At 71.4% G+C, this 18,690-nt stretch carries 16 protein-coding genes; 8 read left to right on the plus strand and 8 right to left on the minus strand.

Annotated features, from left to right (window positions below; genetic code table 11):
* Positions 1–8: 8 nt before the first annotated feature.
* On the minus strand, positions 9–3,941 hold the full coding sequence (locus tag KF837_31685) for a hypothetical protein (protein MBX3231930.1): 3,933 nt from the start codon (positions 3,939–3,941) through the stop codon (positions 9–11).
* Between the two features lie 143 nt (positions 3,942–4,084).
* The gene (locus KF837_31690) at positions 4,085–4,783 is read right to left on the minus strand and encodes a hypothetical protein (GenBank protein ID MBX3231931.1); all 699 of its coding nucleotides are present in this window, start codon (positions 4,781–4,783) and stop codon (positions 4,085–4,087) included.
* A 217-nt stretch (positions 4,784–5,000) separates the two neighbouring features.
* Between KF837_31690 and KF837_31695 the strand changes: the two genes are divergently transcribed.
* Genes KF837_31695 through KF837_31720 form a run of 6 tightly spaced genes read left to right on the plus strand, consistent with a single transcriptional unit; the run spans position 5,001 to position 9,957 of the window.
* The gene (locus KF837_31695; GenBank protein ID MBX3231932.1) at positions 5,001–5,483 is read left to right on the plus strand and encodes a hypothetical protein; all 483 of its coding nucleotides are present in this window, start codon (positions 5,001–5,003) and stop codon (positions 5,481–5,483) included.
* A 9-nt stretch (positions 5,484–5,492) separates the two neighbouring features.
* Entirely contained in the window at positions 5,493–6,920 is a 1,428-nt protein-coding gene (locus KF837_31700; GenBank protein MBX3231933.1) for an FAD-binding protein, read from the plus strand.
* 60 nt (positions 6,921–6,980) lie between these two features.
* Positions 6,981–7,853: a 1-acyl-sn-glycerol-3-phosphate acyltransferase gene (locus KF837_31705; protein ID MBX3231934.1), complete on the plus strand. Its 873-nt coding sequence runs from the start codon at positions 6,981–6,983 to the stop codon at positions 7,851–7,853.
* A gap of 12 nt (positions 7,854–7,865) precedes the next feature.
* Positions 7,866–8,594: a thioredoxin family protein gene (locus KF837_31710; GenBank protein MBX3231935.1), complete on the plus strand. Its 729-nt coding sequence runs from the start codon at positions 7,866–7,868 to the stop codon at positions 8,592–8,594.
* 25 nt (positions 8,595–8,619) lie between these two features.
* Positions 8,620–9,033 (plus strand): hypothetical protein, encoded by a 414-nt coding sequence (locus KF837_31715; protein MBX3231936.1) that lies wholly within the window; start codon positions 8,620–8,622, stop codon positions 9,031–9,033.
* A gap of 6 nt (positions 9,034–9,039) precedes the next feature.
* Entirely contained in the window at positions 9,040–9,957 is a 918-nt protein-coding gene (locus KF837_31720; protein ID MBX3231937.1) for a hypothetical protein, read from the plus strand.
* A 6-nt stretch (positions 9,958–9,963) separates the two neighbouring features.
* Here KF837_31720 and KF837_31725 read toward each other — a convergent pair whose 3' ends face one another.
* Both KF837_31725 and KF837_31730 read right to left on the minus strand, forming a co-directional pair.
* On the minus strand, positions 9,964–10,899 hold the full coding sequence (locus KF837_31725; GenBank protein MBX3231938.1) for an SDR family oxidoreductase: 936 nt from the start codon (positions 10,897–10,899) through the stop codon (positions 9,964–9,966).
* The gene (locus KF837_31730; protein ID MBX3231939.1) at positions 10,896–12,611 is read right to left on the minus strand and encodes a DUF885 domain-containing protein; all 1,716 of its coding nucleotides are present in this window, start codon (positions 12,609–12,611) and stop codon (positions 10,896–10,898) included. The genes KF837_31725 and KF837_31730 overlap by 4 nt, the downstream gene beginning before the upstream one ends.
* Before the next feature lie 139 nt (positions 12,612–12,750).
* Here KF837_31730 and KF837_31735 point away from each other — a divergent pair, with 139 nt between their 5' ends.
* Positions 12,751–13,830 (plus strand): 2-dehydropantoate 2-reductase, encoded by a 1,080-nt coding sequence (locus tag KF837_31735; protein ID MBX3231940.1) that lies wholly within the window; start codon positions 12,751–12,753, stop codon positions 13,828–13,830.
* A 5-nt stretch (positions 13,831–13,835) separates the two neighbouring features.
* Here the strand turns inward: KF837_31735 and KF837_31740 are convergent, their stop codons facing one another.
* The 4 genes from KF837_31740 to KF837_31755 are packed head-to-tail and all read right to left on the minus strand — an operon-like array spanning position 13,836 to position 17,364.
* The gene (locus KF837_31740; protein MBX3231941.1) at positions 13,836–14,897 is read right to left on the minus strand and encodes a hypothetical protein; all 1,062 of its coding nucleotides are present in this window, start codon (positions 14,895–14,897) and stop codon (positions 13,836–13,838) included.
* Between the two features lie 18 nt (positions 14,898–14,915).
* Positions 14,916–15,368, minus strand: a complete 453-nt coding sequence (locus KF837_31745; GenBank protein MBX3231942.1) for a histidine phosphatase family protein — start codon at positions 15,366–15,368, stop codon at positions 14,916–14,918.
* Positions 15,368–16,309 carry a diacylglycerol kinase family lipid kinase gene (locus tag KF837_31750; protein MBX3231943.1) on the minus strand — a complete coding sequence of 314 codons (942 nt, stop codon included), beginning with the start codon at positions 16,307–16,309 and terminating at the stop codon, positions 15,368–15,370. The genes KF837_31745 and KF837_31750 overlap by 1 nt, the downstream gene beginning before the upstream one ends.
* Positions 16,306–17,364, minus strand: coding sequence for an NAD-dependent epimerase/dehydratase family protein (locus tag KF837_31755; protein ID MBX3231944.1), 1,059 nt, complete (start codon positions 17,362–17,364; stop codon positions 16,306–16,308). The genes KF837_31750 and KF837_31755 overlap by 4 nt, the downstream gene beginning before the upstream one ends.
* Before the next feature lie 60 nt (positions 17,365–17,424).
* On the opposite strand from KF837_31755, the gene KF837_31760 reads away from it, so the two are divergent.
* Entirely contained in the window at positions 17,425–18,681 is a 1,257-nt protein-coding gene (locus KF837_31760; protein ID MBX3231945.1) for a serine/threonine protein kinase, read from the plus strand.
* Positions 18,682–18,690 lie beyond the last annotated feature (9 nt).

Here is an 18,690-nt window from a genome sequence, read left to right on the forward strand (position 1 = left end):
TCTCGATATCACCGCTCACACGAGGAGAGCCAGGCGAAGAACGTCCTCGAGCGCGGGCTCGAGCGCTCGAGCTTTCGGATCGCGACGAAGATCGCCTCGCGGCGCTCCGGCGGCTCCGCCGCGAGGACGTCGCGGTACGCGCAGACCGAGAGCGGATCCTCGAGGTAGGCGTACGCCGCGGCGGCGTTCTCGGGCGCCGCGTGCGCGACGACGTGCGCGAGGACGGCGCGGACGTGCTCGATCGTGACGAGCGACGTGATCGCGTCCGACGGCGCGCCTGCCTCGACGAGCGCCAGCGCGACGCGCTCGCGGAGGCCGCCGACGCTGGTGCCGCGCGCGCGCGCCTCGCGCTCCGCCGCGCAGACGCGCGCGTGCCAGTGGCGCTCCTTCGGTCGCGCGAGCGTCGCGACGACGGCCGCGCGCAAGGTCTCGTCACCGAGCGACCACAGATCGACGAGCACGCGCGCGGGGAAGGCGCAGCTTCGCGGGAGCTTCGTCTCGAGGATGCGCTCCGCCGTGAGCGCGTCGCCGCGGCGCGCGCACGCGGCGAGGAGGCGGACCCAATGGCTCGGACCGCCGTCGGGCGAGCTCAGGATCAGCGCGCGCGCGTTCGCTCGCTCCGCCGGCGGCGTCTCGTCGGCGAGGAGCTCGCGGCGCGCGCGATCGAGATCGACCGAGTCGCGTCCGACCGCGGGCGTCGCGCCTCCGCGACGTCGTCGCCACGCCTCCTCCCACGGGCCCTGCGCCGGCTCGGCGGCGGGCGTCGCCCAGCGGCCGAGGAGCAGCTCGATCCCGGGGAGCACGACGAGATCGCGCAGCGACTCGAACGGCGCCTCGCGCGGCGGCGGCACGCGCTTCGCGAACGCGGGCGTCACGCGCTCGATCGCGGCCTGGCGCACGAGCGCGGCGACGCCGTCGGCGCTCGAGACGAGGTCCGGCCGCAGCGCCGCGAAGCGCTGGAGCGCGCGGCGTCCTCCCGGCAGCACGTGCGCGGCCGCGACGCGGAGGGCGGCGCGGTGCGCGATGCGCGTGCGGTGACGGCTCATCAGCGCGGCGACGACGACCGAGGGATCGGGCGCGCGCTCGAACGTCTCTTCGAGCGCGTCGATCGCGGCGGCGACGCCCTTCACGACGCAGTCCTTGCAGGCGGGGATCCGCGACGACAGCCAGCGCCACGCCGGCGCGATCGCGTCGAGCAGATCGAGCGCGCCGGTGACGTCTTCGAAGTGGCGCGGCAGCTCGGTCAGCGTGAGGTGGGCGTGCCCGTGATCGCGCGCCCATTCGTAGCGCATCGAGCGGAGCGCGAGGTCGACGAGCGCGACGCCGATCTTCGGTGACGACGGGAACCGGGCGAGGAGCGGGGCGAGGCGGTGATCGGACTGTCGCTCCGGCAGGCGCGCGGCGACGTCGAGCGCGCGGAGCATGCCGTCCTCGTCACGAGCGAGGGCGTCGAAGAGCGCGTGCGCGACGTTCACGTCGTTCCGCGCGTGGACGACGCCGCGCCGAATGCCGAGGCGCGCGGCGACCCACTCCTCGTGGACGCGTCCCTCCGGCGTTTCGCACGAGCCGTCGAGGAGCGCGAGCGCGGCCGGGACGTCGCCGGCTTCACGCGCGCGCCATCGCTCGGCCTCCACGAGCGTCGTGTCGTCCGGTTTCGGCGGCGTCGCGAGCCCGAGCGCGGCGCAATAGGGGCCGAGCGCGTCGGCGGCGGGCTCGAACGCGACCTCGCCGTCGTCGTACCAGAAGAGCCGATCGTAGAGCTGCGCCGGCCGGCCCTTCGACGCGAGCGGCACGCGGACCGCGCGCGCGATCTCGGCGCAGATCGCGCTCACGGCCGCTCGGATCGCACGATCCTCCTCCGCGCCGACGGACGAGTAGAGGCGATAGCCGACGAGCGTGTGCTCCGGCGTGATGCCGATGAGCTTCCGCGCGACGACGTTGCCGCTCGCGTTCCGAACGTAGAGGACGCGCTTGTTCGCCTCGATCGCGTTGAGCACCGTCGACGCCGCGTTCGATCCGTCGTCGAGCGCGAGGCAGGTCCCGAACGGGATCCCCATCCGGAGCACCTCGAGCGGGTCTTCCTCCAGCGCGAGCACGAACCGCGCGCCGCCGGCGCGGACCTCCATCCGCCGCGGCGCGAGCCAGGCGTCGACGTCGATCTTCCCCGCGTTCTGCCTGATCCAGCGCCGGCTGCGCGCGAACTCGCGGACGACGGAGCGGCCCGGCGTCTTCGCCGCTTCGCGGAGCAGCTTCTCGAGCATCTTGCGGTTGTCGTCGACGTTGAGCCAGAAGCGGACCGCGTCGCGCCATGCCGGCGTGAGCGCGGGCGCCGCGATCCCCCAGCCCTCGGCGAGGACCTGGCGGAAGGTCGCGTCGAGCTCGCGGCGGTAGGCGATCGGGAACAGCTGCTCGATGCGCGCGCGGAGGCGGCGCAACGTGCGCGCGCGCGGCGTCTCCGCGCGGATCCGCTCCTCGCTCCGCAGCGCCTCGAGCCGGCGCGCCTGCAGCTCGGTGCGGGCGGCGAGGCGCTCGAGGTGGCGCCGCTCGCCCGCGCGGCGGGCGGCGTGCTCGAAGTCCTCGCGGATCGCGTGCGAGAGCGGGCGCTCGCCGGCGAGGCGAGCGAGGTGGACGGCGCGATCGAGCGTGGCGTCGTCGTCGAGCCACGCCGCGAACGCGGGCTCGGCGCGGCGGCCGGCGCCGGGCTCGATGCCGCGCAGGCGACCGAGGATGCCGCGCGCCTTCGCGGGCAGGCGCTGGAACAACCCGAGCGTCGCGTCGAGCGTGGCGAGCGGGTCGGTCCCCTCCGCGGGAGCGTCGAGGAGGCAGAGCGTGAGGACGGCGAGGTCCTCGTTCTTGGGGAGCGACTCGAAGAGCTCCGGCTTCAGCGTCAGCTGGACTCCGTGCTCCGCGAGGCGGATCGACCACGTCGCGAACGCGCGCGCGGCGCGGACGTCCTCGAGCGCCGCGAGCTGGTCTTCGAGGTCGCGCTCCACCATCGCGGCGACGAGCTCGAGCTCGAGGCCGTTCGCGACGAGGTGGCCGATCTTGTTGCGCTGGTAGCCGTTGAAGTCGTGGCGCGAGAGCGCACACGCTTGCGCGAGGGTGAGGTCGCTCGTGGTGTACGCGAGCACGACCTCCGGCTTCACGTCGTCGAGCGCGGGGACCCCGCCCTCGCCGGCGCGGAACGACAGCGCGACGAGCGCGAGCCTCTCCTCTGCTGCTTCGTCGGACTCGAGCGGGAGCACGCGGAGCGCGGCGGCGGCGGACGCGAGGAAGTCGTCGGTCACGAGCTCGGCGGGCAAGAGCGGCCAGCGCAAGGCCTGGCGGAGCACGTCGAGCGTGCGTCGTCTTCGCGCGCGCCCCGGGAGCTCGCGCGCCGCGTCGAGCCGCTCCGCGAGGCGGGCGAGCTCTTCGTCGTCGCCGGTCTCGCCCGCCGCGATCGCGAGGGCGCGCCGCTCCGCCTCCGCGCGCCGCTCCGCCGGCAGCGCGCGGAGCGACGCGAAGGCGCGCGCGATGGTGGTCGCTTCGCCGTCGTCGCGCATCGCGCGCACGAGCTCGACGATCGAGTCGCTCCATCGCTCGGGCGCGCACGAGCGATGAAGCGCGCGGAGCCGCGCCTGTCGCTCTTCGATCCACGCTCCGTCGATCCTCCCGTATCGCGTGAACGCGCGGCGATGGCGTCTCGCGGCGTCAAGCAGCGACGGGTCGGCGAGGACGCGGAGGTCGCGATGCGCGGTCGCCATGAAGGTGGCGTCGAGCGGGAGCGGCGGCGCCGCGAGCTCGACGTCGCGCTCGAGCACGGCGCGATCGAGCGCGCCGTCACGCTTCAAGCACGTGACGAGGTCGCGCGCGTGCGCCGCGCTCCGCACGCGACGCGCGCGGAGGAGGGTGGGACCCGTGCGGAGGTGCACGACGTCGAGGTCGAGGCGAGCGGCGCCCACGACGCGCCGCTTCAGGGCGGCGAGCTCGTCGCGACCCTTCGGGCGCCGGTAGTCTCTCGTCGAAAGTGGGGCGTGAGCCATGAACGGGCCGCACCATAAGCACGGCCCATCGGCCCCGCCACTCGCAGCTCACAGCTCACAGCTCACAGCTCGATGTTCATTCCGAACCCGAGGGTGCCGCCGAGCTGGAGGACGGACGCGCTGCCTCCGGTGCTGACGCCGTTCGTCGACGACTCGCTCCGCCCGCCGAACGTGACGCCGACCTCGGGCCCACCTTTCATGAAGAACGTCTCGTTGAAGCGGTACACGATCGACGCGTCGACGTTCAGCACCATCGCGCGGAACGTGTCGGTCGTCGGCGCCGAGCCCGCCGCGAGGAAGCTCGCCGACTCGGTGCGCGTCCAGCCCACGCCCGCGCGCGCCCAGAGCCCGACGCGATCGCCGAACGGCACGTAGAACCCGACGCGGGGGAGGAAGGTCATCGAGGTGGTGCCGGGGAGCTCGAGCCGCTGGCCGCCGCTCTCGACCGCGCCCCACGTGTGTTGGACGTCGACGCGCCCGCCGACGGAGAGGTGGTCGGTGACGAACACGTCCGCCGCGGGAGCGAACCACACGCTGGTGGTGCTCTGCTCGACGCCGCCGACGTTCGCGGTGCGCATCATCACGCCCGCGGGCGCGGCGTACGAGAAGCCGCTCATGTCGAGGCGAAGCCCGGCGAGCTGGTCGAGCACGACGTGCCCCCCCTCGTGAAACGGCACGATGAGGTCCCTCTCCGCCCAGGCCACACTAGAGGAAAGGAGCAACACGACGAAGACAACGATCCCGAGGAGCCAACGAACCATGCACGCCCCCTCGGCCCGCCTCCCCACCGGTTGTGCACTTTCTCTCGCCGAGCCATCAAGACGGGCCCCAGAAGCGGCCGCGAAAGCGGGCGCGAAGCGCCCCGAGCGCTCCGCGCGAGGGCCGTGTCTGGGGTGGGGTGTCGGGGCGAAGCCCCGACGTTGAGAGACGCCGTTCGAGTCCGTCGCGACCTGGGCGGCGCGCCCGAGCCCGACCTTCATGCCTCGCTCACCGTTTCGGCCGACCGTCCTCGGACCCAGCGAGATCCCGTGCATCGCTGACGCGACGAAGACACCGTCACCCGAGCTCGCGATGCTGAGCGCTTTCGTCCACGGCGGTCGTGTCGACGGAGCCGCGGTCGTCGACGCCGCGGTGCGTGCGGCGGCCGCGCTGGATGAGGCCCGAGCGAAGGCCTATGCTGACCTGGCGATCGGTGTGCTCGGTGACGCCGTACGCCCGATCCTGGAGCAAGTGATGCCGTATCTCTTTCCAGAAGAACCGTTCAGCGACTGGGCGAAGGGCCACTACCGCGAGGGCCAGATCGACGCCAAGCGCGAGGCCATCCATGCAGCGCTCAAGGTGCGTCGCATCAAGGTCTCGGCGGTGGCTCGCAAGCGAATCGACGCGTGCACCAAGCTCGCGATCCTCGACAGGTGGTTTCGTCGCGCGGTGACCGCGACGAAAGAGCGCGACGTCCTGTAGCGCGGCTGAGTGATGCTCCTCGCGTCCCCCGACGTGCGTGTTCCTCCCGCCGATGCGGTCGAGCGGGCGGTGCGCGAGCTCGATCGGAGGCTCGGCGCGTCGAAGGTCGACGTCGGCGAGGGCACGCGGGACACGTACTCGCGCGACGACAGCCCCGCGGCGGGGCGGCTGCCGGCGGCGGTGGTGTTCGCGTCGTCGCGGGAGGACATCGCGGCGACGCTCGCGATCTGCGAGACCCACGGCGTGCCCGTCACGCCGCGCGCGGCGGGGACCGGGCGCACCGGCGGCGCCGTGCCCGTCGCGGGCGGTGTCGTGCTCGCGACGCACGGGATGGCGAACGTCGTCGACATCGATCGCAAGGACCTCCTCGCGGTGGTGCAGCCCGGCGTCGTGCTCGGCGATCTCCACGCCGCGGTCGAGGCGGAGGGCCTCTTCTACCCGCCCGATCCTCAGTCGTGGAAGACGTGCATGATCGGCGGCAACGTCGCCGAGAACGCCGGCGGGCCGCGCGCGTTCAAGTACGGCGTCACCCGCGACTACGTGCTCGGCCTCGAGGCGTGTTTGATGGGCGGGCGCGTCGTGCGCACCGGGAGGCGCACGGTGAAGGGGGTCACCGGCTACGACGTGACCTCGCTCCTCGTCGGGAGCGAAGGCACGCTCGGCGTGTTCAGCGAGATCACGCTGAAGCTCCTCCACGCGCCGACCGAGGTCGCGACCGTGCTCGCGCTCTACCCCGACGTCCGCGTCGCCGCCGCCGCGGTGGAGCGCACGATCGCGGCGGGGCTCGTCCCGCGCTGCGTCGAGCTGATGGACGCGACGACGGTGGAGGCGATCCGCAAGCAGGGCGTCGCGATCGACCCTCGCGCCGGCGCGCTCATCCTCGCCGAGGTCGACGGACGCAACGCGCCGATCGATCCGCTCCTCACCGTGCTCGGCGACACCCTCGGCGTCGGATCGATCGACGTGCTCGCGGCGCAGGACGCCGCCCAGCGCGAGCGGCTGTGGGCGGCGCGGAGCACGCTCTCGATCGCGACGCGGAAGCTTGCAAAATACAAGCTTTCGGAGGACGTCGTCGTCCCGCGCTCGCGCCTCGTCGCGTTGCTCGACGAGGCGGGGCGCATCTGCGAGCGAGAGAAGGTCCGCCACCTCACGTACGGGCACGCGGGTGACGGGAACATGCACGTGAACTTCCTCTGGAACGACGAGAGCGAGCGGCCCGCCGTCGACCGCGCGATCGACGGCCTGATGCGCGCCACCGTCGCTCTCGGCGGCACCCTCTCCGGCGAGCACGGCATCGGCGTCGCGAAGGCGCCGTACCTCGCGATCGAGCAAGGTCCTGAATTGATTGGGCTTCAGCAAGACCTCAAGCGCGCCTTCGACCCGAGCGGGCTCCTCAATCCGGGCAAGGTCTTCCCGACCGGGCACGCCGGTTGCTGAAGCGGAGGACTTGCGCCCTGACCGAATTGCGACAAAGAAGGCCCGGTGCATGACACGACGATGACAAACGGGGCGGCGTCGAACGGGGCGAGCCCGAGCGTGCGGCCTTCGCGAGAGAAAGAGCGGCAGCTCCTCGATTTCGAGGACCAGCTCTCGCCGGTGGAGCGGAAGCAGATCACGTTCGTGCGGAACACGTTCGAGCCCGGCGGTTGGGACCGCGCGGTGCGCCTCGCGCAGCGGTACATCGGCTCGAACTGGATCGAGCAGTGCACGAAGAACATCCGTCACGTCCACGGCACCGAGCGGCTGCCGAAGTTCGATCGGAACAAGAGCTACCTCGTGGTCGCGAACCACCGGAGCTTCTTCGATCTCTACGTCGTCACCGGCTACCTCGTGAACCGCGACATGCCGCACCGGCTCCTCTTCCCGGTGCGCTCGCAGTTCTTCTACGACAAGCCGCTCGGCCTCTTCGTCAACGGCGTGATGAGCTTCTTCGCGATGTACCCGCCGGTGTTCCGCGAGCGGAGCCGCGCCGCGCTCAACCTCGCGAGCCTCGACGAGACCGTCCGCCTCCTCAAGCGCGGCGGCATGTTCGTCGGCCTCCACCCCGAGGGCCAGCGGAACAAAGGCGACGATCCGTACGAGCTCCTCCCGGCGCAGGGCGGGGTCGGCCGCGTCATCCAGGGGGCAGGCGTCGAGGTGCTGCCGGTGTTCATCAACGGCCTCGGCAACGACCTGCCGAAGCAAGTCGCCGGGAACTTCACGCGAAAAGGCACCCCCATCATCGTGAACTTCGGCGCGCCGGTCGACTTCGGCGACCTCCTGACGCAGCCCCCGAGCCCGCGCCTCCACAAGAAGATCTCCGAGCACGCGCTCGACGAGATCCGACGACTCGGCGCCGAGGAGCGCGAGATCCGCGCGTCGCTGCGCTAAGTAGTGGAGGCCATGAAGCCTCTCTCCCTCGCCCTCGCCTCGCTCGTCGTCGTCGTTGCCGCCTGCAGCAAAGATCCTCCGCCCGCGACGCAGACGACGGCGGCGCAGCCGGAGACCGAGACCAAGACCGCGACCAACGTCGAGCCGAAGAGCGCGACGCCCGCCATCCCCGCGGTCGCCGCCGACGCGCCGGACGCGGAGCTCGGCAAGCCCGCGCCCGACTTCACGCTCAAGGACCTCGACGGCAAGGAGACGAAGCTCTCCTCCTTCAAGGGGAAGGTCGTCGTGCTCGAGTGGTTCAACCCGGGCTGCCCGTTCGTGAACAAGTCTCACACGAAGGGCACGCTGAAGGAGGCCGCGGCGAAGCACGCGAAGAGCGGCGTCGTGTGGCTCGCGATCAACTCCGGCGCGGCGGGCAAGCAGGGCGCGGGCCTCGAGACGAACAAGGAGGCGGTGAAGAAGTACGCGATGGCGAACCCCGTCCTCCTCGACGAGGGCGGCGAGGTCGGGCGGAAGTACAACGCGACGAACACCCCGCACATGTTCGTCGTCGACGCGAACGGCACGCTCGTCTACCGCGGCGCGATCGACAACTCCCCCGATGGCGAGGGCGAGACCCCCACCGGCGGGAAGCTGATCTCCTACGTCGACGAGGCCGTCGCCGCGGTCACGGCGGGGAAGCCGGTCGCCACCGCGGAGACCAAGGCCTACGGCTGCAGCGTGAAATACGCGACGAAGTGACGGATGTCCCGGTAGTCTGGGCGCCATGAGCAAGGAGTTCCTCGTCAGCTCCGTGAAGACGATCATGGCGCAGAACCGCAGCGGCGACGTCGAGGGGTCGTACGACGGGTACGCCAAGCTCTTCGCCGCGCCCGAGTTCATGCAGAACAAGCCGGAGGACATGCGGCAGGCGCTGAAGCTCCTCATCCTCGCGAAGCGCTTCGGCAACGCGTCTCCGCGGCTCATCGAGGCGCACCGCGCCGCGATCCCGGCGCTGACCGAGCTCGTCTCCGTGCACGAGGAGGCGGAGGACTACGAGATGCTCGGCATCTGTCACCTCCTCATCGGCAACGACGCCGCCGCGTCGAACATGTTCCGGCAAGGTCTCGCGCTCGAGCGCGCGAAGAACCCCGCCTCCGATCTCTGCGGTCGCCTCATGACGCGCGTCGCCGCGATCTGATCCGCGTTGCGCCTCCGTGCACTGGCGCTCCTGGGCGCGCTGCTCCTCACCGGCTGCCCCCACACCGCGGACGAGAAGACCAAGGAGCCGAAGTGCCCGCCGCCCCCGGAGCCGGAGCATCAGGCGGTCGTCGTCGGGACGATCGGGCGCTACCACCTCGTCGAGAGCCGCTACCCGCTCGCGAAGCTCGCGGAGACGATGGCGGTGTTCAAGCCGGACCTCGTCCTCGTCGCGGTGCGCGTCGACGCGTTCCGGCAGGACGAGCTCGAGGACGCGTCGTTCGAGATGACGTACGTGCAGCACCTCGCGAAGGCGCGCGGCGTCGCGCTCGAGCCGATCGACTGGTGGCGCGAGGCCGACCTCGGCGCGCCGCCGCCGCCGGTCGAGCCGGCCGACGAGATCGAGATCGAGCGGCGCGAGACCGAGGTCCTGCGCGCGACGCGGATGTTCACGTTCGAGCAAGCGAACGGCGCCGAGCTCGGTGAGCGCGTCTTGCTCGCGCAGAACGCGGCCCTGCGCCACCGCGCGGGCGATCCGGTGACCATGCGCCGCCGCGCGTGGATCCAAGAGCTCGCCGCCGACGCCGCGCTCCGCCACGGCCGGCCGAAGCGCGTCCTCGCCTACGTCGACGTGTTCGATCGCCCCGCGATCGACGCCGTCCTCGGCGGCGTCGGCTACGCGCCGCGCCCGCCGGCCGAGGTCCTCGCGAAGTCGACGGAGGCGCTCGCGGTCCCGGACCTGCCGCCCGATCTCGTGACGAAGTGGCGCGCCCAGTCCGAGCGGGCGAAGGCGCGCGGCGAGAAGGCGACGACGCCGGCGGAGAAGGAGCTCTGGACCGATCGCGCGAAGGTGCTCGACGTTGCGGTCGAGAAGAGAGGCGGCTGCTGCGTGACGCAGTCCACCTTCGCGCCCGCGCGGCCTTGAGCCGACCTACGAGGACTCCGAGGCTTGGACGGCGCGCGGAGCGCGGGCGGTCGTCGCGTCGCGGACGATCGTGGCGGCGCGGCCGCGGGCGAGCTCCGGGAAGTGGCGGAGCGAGTCTTCGTAGATCTTCTGCGCGATCTTCTCGCCCGCCGCTTGCGGGAGGAGGCTGAGAAGCTTGTGGAGGCCGACGTTGCGGCGCGGGAGGACGATGATGCCCTCGTTCTTCTCGATCGCCGCGAGGGCTTCGCGCGTGAAGTCCTCGAGCTCCATGATCGGGCCGATGCGCTTCCACCACGCGAGCATGCGCTCCGCGGTGATGTCGTAGATCGAGCCGCCGAGCTGGCTCTCGCTGAGGATCGGCGTCCGCACGGCGCCGGGGCAGAGCGCGCTGACGCGGACGCCCTTCGACGCCGCCTCCACCCGCATCGTCTTCGAGAGGCCGACGACGGCGTGTTTCGTCAGCGCGTACGGCGCGAGGAACGGCGACTGCACGAGCCCCGCGAGCGACGCCGTGTTCACGATGTGGCCGAAGCCCTGCGCCACCATCTTGCGGTACGCGGGGCGCACGACGTGGACGACGCCCCAGACGTTCACGTCGATGACGGCGTCCCACTCCTTGTCCTCGAGCAGGTGCGTCTCGCCGAAGACGCCGATGCCCGCGTTCGCGAAGACGTAGTCGAGCCGCCCCTCGAGCGCGAAGGCGTTCTCGACGAGGTCGGCGCACGCGCCCTTGTCGCGCACGTCGAGGACGACGCCGCGCGCCTTGCCGCCGGCCTCCTCGATCGCGGTGACGGTGTCCTCGAGCTTCGCGCGCTGGATGTCGGAGAGCACGAGGTTCGCGCCGCGCTTGGCGAGCGTCTCCGCGAACGCGCGGCCGAAGCCCGACGCCGCTCCCGTGATCACGACCGTCGCTCCGTCCCATGTCCTCAGTCCGTTCTTCATCGCGGCTCCTTCCTCTTCATCTCTTGCTCGAGCACGTCGAGCGGAAGCGGTCCTTCGCCGAGGACCGCCTCGTGGAACGCCTTTTCGTCGAGCTTCGTCTTCTTGCGCAGCTCCTTGATCTTCAGCTCGCCGATCTTGTACGCGAGCGCCTGCCCCGGCCACGCGATGTAGCGGTCGACCTCGTTCACGACGTCGAGCTCCGCCTTCGGCGCGTTCTCGAGGAAGAAGTCGATCGCGCGCTGGCGATCCCATTTCAGGTGATGGATGCCGGTGTCGACGACGAGCCGCACCGCGCGCCACATCTCGTAGGTGAGCTGCCCGATCTTCGACCAGGGATCGTCGTAGAGCCCGAGCTCGTCGCCGAGGCTCTCCGCGTAGAGCGCCCACCCCTCGACGAACGCGTTGTAGCCGCCGTGGCGCCGGAACGGCGGGATGTTCGCCTGCTCGGTCGCGAGCGCGATCTGGAGGTGATGCCCCGGCACCGACTCGTGGAGCGAGAGCGCGACCATCTCCCATTTCGGCCGCGACTCCGGCTTGTAGAGGTTCACGAAGTAGGTGCCGGGCCGCGAGCCGTCCGCGGCCGGCTCGCGGTAGTACGCCGTCGTCGTGTCGGGCGCGACGTTGTCCGGCACCGGCTGCACCGTGTACGGCGTCTTCGGGAGGCGCGAGAACACGCGCGGGAGGAGGGGATCGATGCGCTGCCCGAGCTGCCGGTAGGCGGCGAGGAGCTCGTCGCCGTCGGCGTAGAAGAAGCGCGGGTCGCTCCGGAGGAACGTGAAGAGCTCCTTCGTCGTGCCGGTGAAGCCCGCGCGCGCCTTCGCCGCCTCCATCTCGCCGCGGATGCGCGCGACCTCGCGGAGGCCGATCGCGTGGATCTCGTCCGGCGTGAGCTTCGTCGTCGTGTGGAGCCGCGCGAGGTACGCGTAGCGCGCCGGCGCCTTCGGCAGCTGCCACGCGCCGACGTCGGGCTTGCACGCGGGCAGGTACGTCTCCGTCCAGAACGCCTTCAGCTTCACGAAGGCGGGGACGACCGCGCTCTCTACGAGCGCCTCCGCCTCCGCCGCGCGCGCGGCGGGGCCCGCGTGGTCCTTGTAAGGTGCAAAGAACGGGCTCTTCTTCGGATCGGCGACGATCTGCTTCTCGATCTGGCCCGTCACGCGCTCCATCACGACGCGCGGGTGGACGATGCCTTCCTTCACGCCGGCGGCGAGGAGCTCGATCGTCTGGTCCATGTACGCCGGGAACGAGCGGAGGCGCGCGTTCCAGTCGGCGAAGTCCTTGTCCGTCTTGAACGGCAGCGCGTCCGCGAGCTCGTCGGCGGTCTGGATCCCTCCGCGCTGGTTGATGGGGAGGAGGTGCTGGCGGTACTCGCGACCCTCGACCGCGACGGCGTAGCGATGGCGGAAGAGGTCCCACGACAGCGCGTCCTCGCGCCCGAGCGCGGCGCGCGGGATCTTCTCGATCTCCGCGAGCGCCATGTCTTCGTATTGGTCGCGGCGCGCCTCTGCCGCGAGGCTCACGTCGTCCCAGCGATCGCCGTAGCGATGGTCGCCGAGGCTCGAGGCCCACGTCGGATGCTCCCGCATCGTGAATTCCCAGTCGGCGTTGAAGAGCGCGTGGAGCGAGCGCGCCGCGTCGCTCGCGGTCGCGTCACGCGCCGGACGCGACGAGCACGCGCTGGCGACGAGGAGGACGAGGACGGCGCGGCGCATGGGGAGCGCGGAGCATGCCCCGGATCGCCGCGCGCCGGTAGTCGTACGGTCGGGCGAAATGTTTCAACGAATCTGAAGCTTTACGAGGCGCTTTCGCTCGCCGTGGCTCGTTCGTACGGCAGTGCTATGGAGCCGCTCGATGTCGGACGTACTCGCAGCCTCTCGTTTCCTCGTCGTCGGCGCCGGTGGCATCGGCGGCGTCATCACCGCGTCGCTCTCGGAGATCGGTCACGACGTGACCGCGGTCACGACCAACCAGGCGATCCACGACGCGGTGGTCGATCGCGGGATGAAGGTCGTCGGCGAAGGCGCGCCGCGCAGCGTGAAGGCGAAGGTCTCGCTCGGCGTCGCGCCGCTCATCGAGCGCGGCGAGAAGTTCGACTACGTGCTCCTCGCGACGCAGCCGCCGCAGGTCGAAGAGGCCGCGCGGCAAGCGCTCCCGCTCCTCGGCGACGACGGCGCGATGGTCTGCCTCCAGAACGGCCTCTGCGAGCGGCGCATCGCGAAGATCGCGGGCGACGATCGCGTCATCGGCGCCGTCGTCGGCTGGGGCGCGACGATGCCGGAGCCGGGGCTCTACGAGAAGACGGCGGCGGGCGGCTTCACGCTCGGCTACCCGGCCGGCGAGCCCTTCGGCTCCGATCACGACGACCTCGTCGCCGCGCTCGAGGCGGTGGGGCCGGTCGAGACGACGCAGAACCTCCCCGGCAAGCGCTGGAGCAAGCTCGCGATCAACTGCGCCATCTCCGCGCTCGGCACCGTCGGCGGCGACCGCCTCGGCGCGCTGATGCAGCACCGCATCGTGCGGCGCCTCGCGCTCGAGATCATGACCGAGACCGTGCATGTTGCACGCAAGGAGAACGTGCGCCTCGAGAAGGTGTCCGGCACGCTCGACCTCAACTGGATCGCGCTCACGGAGGAGGAGGCGCACGCGGCGGGCTCGCCGAGCCTCGTCGCGAAGCACACGCTGCTCCTCGCGGTCGGCCTCCGCTACCGCCGCATGAAGAGCTCGATGCTCTCCGCGATCGAGCGCGGCCGCACCCCCGCGGTCGACTTCCTCAACGGCGAGGTCGCCCTCCAAGGGAAGCGCCACGGCGTCTCCACCCCCGTGAACACGACGATGCGCGACACGGTGTGGGCGATCGCGGACGGCAAGAAGACCCCGGGCGTCGACCTCCTGCGCGAGGTCTACGAAGCGACCGGCCCGCACGGAGCCTGAGCGCGCTATTTCTTGTAGCGCGAGACCGTTCCGGCGCCGGGGTGACCGAAATAGACCCAATCCGCGGTGACGACGATGAGCCGCGGATAGGCGCCGGCAGGGAACGCGGGCCCGCTCGCGATCAGCTCCGAGGGCGCCGCGGAGGCGGCCTGCTTCGGCCGGCGCCGCAGCGCTCCGGTCGTCGCCTCGAACCAGTAGAGATGGGAGTCGTCACCGACGAGGGAGACCGGCTTCGCGAGCCCGCCCGCCACCTCGTTGCTCGCGCCGCCGGACGTCTTCATGACGCGGTGGACGGTGGTGTTCGTCGTGAAGTACACGCTCGCGTCGTCGGCGAAGAGCGCCGTCGGCGCGGTCGCTCCGCTCCAGCTCGCGCCGTTGCTCTGGGTCCAATCGCCGCGGTGGATCCCGTTGGTCTTCGAGTCCGCCCAGTAGATCTTCGTCGCGTCGCCCGCGACCGCCACCGGGGTGATGCCGGAGCTCGAGTTGTGCCGCTGCTCGTCCGAGAAGTCGCTCGTGCGGTACGACTCGACGTAGTTGTTCCACGCGGCGAGCACGCGGCCGTTCGCGACGACGACGTCCCTCCCGCCGCTCTCGCCTCCATGGCTGGCCGACGGGTAGCGCCCGACGTTCGTGTCGTTGATCCAGTAGAGGTCGTTGCCCGAGGTGAAGAGCGAGGTCGCGCCGTCGATCGCGGGGACGCTCTGCGCCGCGCCGCCGCCGGGCGTGCGCCGGACGCGCTGGGCGGGACCGCTCACCGCGACGTAGACGCCGTCGTCGCGCACGGCGATCGCCCGCATCGCTCCGAGCCCGGTCGCGAGCTGCTGCACCGTCCCCGCCGCCACCCTCGCCGTGTCGTCGTCCCTCCCGCCGTCGGTGACCGGCGTCGTCGGGTCCGGATCCGTGTCGCCGTTCGTACCGGCGGGAGCGGGAGCGGGAGCGCCGGCGCCGCTCTCCGTCCCCGACGGAGCCGGACCTCCCGGTGTGACGTCGCTCGTGCCGGTGCCGGCGATCTCGAGGCCACACGCCGCGAGCATGATCGAAGCGAGCGCCGTCCCCCAGCGAGCCATCCCCTCAGCGTACCGCGTTCAGGCGACGAGCAGAACCTGACGGCCGATCTCGCCGGGGCGGAGCAGCCACTCCGGAGTACGGTCTCGCACGAAGGAGACCTGTCCCGGCACGGCCGGCGGGAAGGTGGGGCGACCGACGAGGAAGGCGCCGATCGTCCCGAGGATCGGCTCGTCCGCGACGACGACGATGGAGGAACCGCGCGCGGAGAGGAGCGGGACGATCACCTCCGCCGGCGTGCTCCCGACGAGGAGCGGCAGCGTCTCCACGACGCCGACGTAGTCGGTGCGATCGGCGAAGAGCTCCGCGGTCTGCACCGCGGCGGGCTCCGGCGACACGACGAAGCGATCGAACGAGGGCTCCTCCGTCATCTTCAGCTTGTGGCCGAGCGCGCGGATCATGCGCCGGCCCTCCGCCGAGAGGAACGCGGCGCCTTCGTCGACGAGCGAGGTGCGGAGGAGATAGACGTCCATCAGGCCCGCAGCGTCAGCGCCTTCGGCACGACCTCGACCTCGAGCGGCAGCCCGCCCATCGGCTCGCCGTCGACGTCGAGGAGGTAGACGTCCGACGCGCTCGTGTTCACGAGCTCGAGCTTCATCTTCTGCCCGCGGAGGTGGACCGTGCCGGCCTGGTTGACGTGATCGCCGGAGTAGATGCTGCCGGAGGTGAGGGCGAAGCCGATCTTCGAGGTGGCGCCGAGCGCGACGAGCTCGAGGACGCCGTCGTCGATCTCCGCCATCGGCGCGACCTTCATCCCGCCGCCGAAGTAGCGGCCGTTGCAGATCGCGATCATGAAGGAGCGAACGAGGTGCTCCTCGCTCTTGCCGTCGTTCGTGATCGTGACGCGCACGTGCCCGAGCTCGGCGTTGAAGAGCGCCTTCAGCGACGCGCCGAAGTACGCCGCCTTGCCGCCGAGCGCGCGCGGCGCGCTCGCGACGTAGCGGTCGACGAGGCCGCCCATGCCGGCAGAGAGGATGTTCACGAACCAGTGGCTCGTCTTGCCGCCGCCGCTGAACTTGCCGACGTCGATCGCGCGCTGCTTCCCGCTCGCGATCGCCTCGACGTAGCGATCGAGCCGGTGCTCGGTGCCGAGCGTCTTGCGGAAGTCGCCGCCGGTGCCCTGACCGATGACGCCGAGCGCCGTCTCCGCCGCCTTCGTCCCGTAGTCGGACGAGCGCGCCTGCATGAGGCCGTTCACGACCTCGTGGATCGTGCCGTCGCCGCCGACCGCGACGACGAGCGGGTGCCCCGCGATCGCGCCTTGCCGCGCGAGGTCGATGCCGTGGCCGGGGTGCTCCGTCATCGCGACCTCGCACGCCCCGAGCGCGCGCTCGATCGTGCCGCGCATCGCCGCGAAGGTGCGCGCGGTCGTGCCGCCGCCCGAGCGCGGGTTGACGACGAGGAGCGGCTTCACGCTTCGTCACGCACGTCGGTGATGCGACGGCGGAGCGTGGAGAGGAAGGAGCCGCCCGTCTGCGGCCAGACCACGCCGCGCTCTTCGAGGTCGCGCACGGTGGCGACGAGCGTGACGGTCGGATCGCGCGGCGCCCAGCCGAGCTCGCTCTCGGCGAGCGACGCGTCGAGGTACCAGTAGAAGTGCGCCATATCGAGGCTGACGGGGTCGACCGAGACCGGGATGCCGAGGCGCTCCGAGAGCTGCTGCAGCATCTCGGCGCCGGTCTTCGCGATCTCGCGCGCCTGCCGCGGCATCGGGAGGATGGGGCCGCGCACGCCGGACACGCGCTCGAGCCGCGCGAAGAACTCCTTGATCGTGAGGTTGCACGCGCCGATGAGGTAGCGGCGGCCGCCGATCCCCTTGTCCATCGCGAGCGCCATCGCGAGCGCGGCGTCGCGCGCGTCGACGTAGGAGAGGCCGCCGGGCGGGATCGCGGGGATCTTCCGCTCGAGGAAGAGGCGCACGTCCTCCGTCGAGGAGCCGTTCACGTCGCCGGGGCCGAGGAGGAGCGTGGGGTTCACGCAGACGACCTCGAGCCCGTCCTTGCCGTTCTGCTCGAGCGCCGCCATCTCGGCGAAGAGCTTCGAGCGGTAGTACGGCCAGCGCTGGAGGAGGCCGATCGGGCTCGAGTCCTCCTCGGTGTAGATGCGATCGGGATCGTCGCCGACCGCGATCGTGCCGCTCGTCGACGCGACGACGACGCGGAGCACGCCGCGCTTCACCATCGCGGCGAGGACGTTCTTCGTCCCGTCGACGTGGAGCTTGTAGAGCTCCTCCGCGTCCTCGGGCTTGCGCGAGACCTTGCCCGCGCAGTGGAAGACTCCGTCGCACCCGACGAGCGCCTCCGCGATGCTCTCGGGATCGAGGACGTCACCGGTGACCTGCGTCACGGCGGCGGGGAGGTCGGCCGGCTTGCGCACCAGCGCGACCACCGCGTCGCCGCGATCGAGCAGCGTGCGGACGAGATGACGCCCGAGGAACCCGGTCGCTCCGGTGACGAGATAGCGGCTCACGGCCACGTCGTAGTCGGAGCGCCGCGGGGCGGCAAGCGGCGGTATGATGATGAGCTGCCCATGACGAACCTGGTCTCGGCGGAGCACTACCAGCTCCTCGGTGAGCTCGCGTCGGGGGGCATGGCGACGGTGTTCCTCGGGCGCCGCCGCTCGCGGCGGAGCCGCCAAGAGCTCGTCGCGATCAAGAGCATGCGCCAGGAGCTCGCGGAGGACGAGGCGTTCGCGACGATGTTCCTCGACGAGGCGACGCTCACCTCGCGGATCAAACACCCGAACGTCGTGCAGACGCTCGACGTCGCGTCCGAGGGCGGCAAGCTCCTCATCGTGATGGAGTACGTCGAGGGCATCTCCCTCTCGCGCCTCCTCGAGCTCCTCATGCAGGCGCGCGGATCCATCCCGCCGCGGATCGTCGTCGCGATCGTGTGCGATCTCCTCCGCGGCCTCCACGCCGCGCACGAGCTCGTCGACGGGAGCAATCGCCCGCTCTTCGTCGTGCATCGCGACGTGTCCCCGCAGAACGTGATCGTCGGCACCGACGGGGTCGCGCGCATCCTCGACTTCGGCGTCGCGAAGGCGTCGTCGCAGCGGCACGTCACGATGCGCGGCGAGATCAAGGGCAAGCTCGCGTACATGCCGCCCGAGCAAGCGCTCGGGGAGATGGTCGATCGTCGCTCCGACGTCTACGCCGCGGGCGTCGTGCTGTGGGAGACGCTCGTCGGCCGGCGGCTCTTCGACGCGCGGAGCGAAGAGGAGCTCGTGCGGCAGATCTTCGACGCCCAGATCGATCCCCCGAGCCTCGTCGCCGACGAGCCGATCCCCTCCGCGGTCGATCGCGTCTGCCTCCGCGCGCTCACGCACGCGCGCGAGGGGCGCTGGTCCACCGCAGAGGAGATGGCCGACGCGCTCGCGGCGGCGCTGTCGCCCGCGCATCGCGAGGACGTCTCCGCCTTCGTCCGGCGCACGGCGGCGGCCGACCTGCACGAGCGCGCCCGTCACGTCCAGGACCTCGAGCAGAACGCGGGCGCCCTCGACGCCGAGACCCAGACCCTGCAGCACATCCTCACCGGCCGCGCCGAGCGCACCGCCCGCGGGGTCCCCTCCGCCCCGCCGCCGCCGACGTCGCGCCGTCCCACGACGGCGGAGCATGTGCGCATGCCCGCGGCCACGCCGCGGCGCGAGTCGTCGCGGTCCACCCAGCGCCGCGAAGCACGCCGAAAACGGCGGCGAATGCGGCTCGTCCTCGGGTTCGTCACCGGGATCCTCGTCATTCTGGTCCTGATGCTCGCCGCCCTCATCCTGGGGCGTCACGCCAGCTAGAAGGCAGGT

Origin of the sequence: Labilithrix sp. (assembly GCA_019637155.1) — a bacterium.
Classification (GTDB): domain Bacteria; phylum Myxococcota_A; class Polyangia; order Polyangiales; family Polyangiaceae; genus Labilithrix.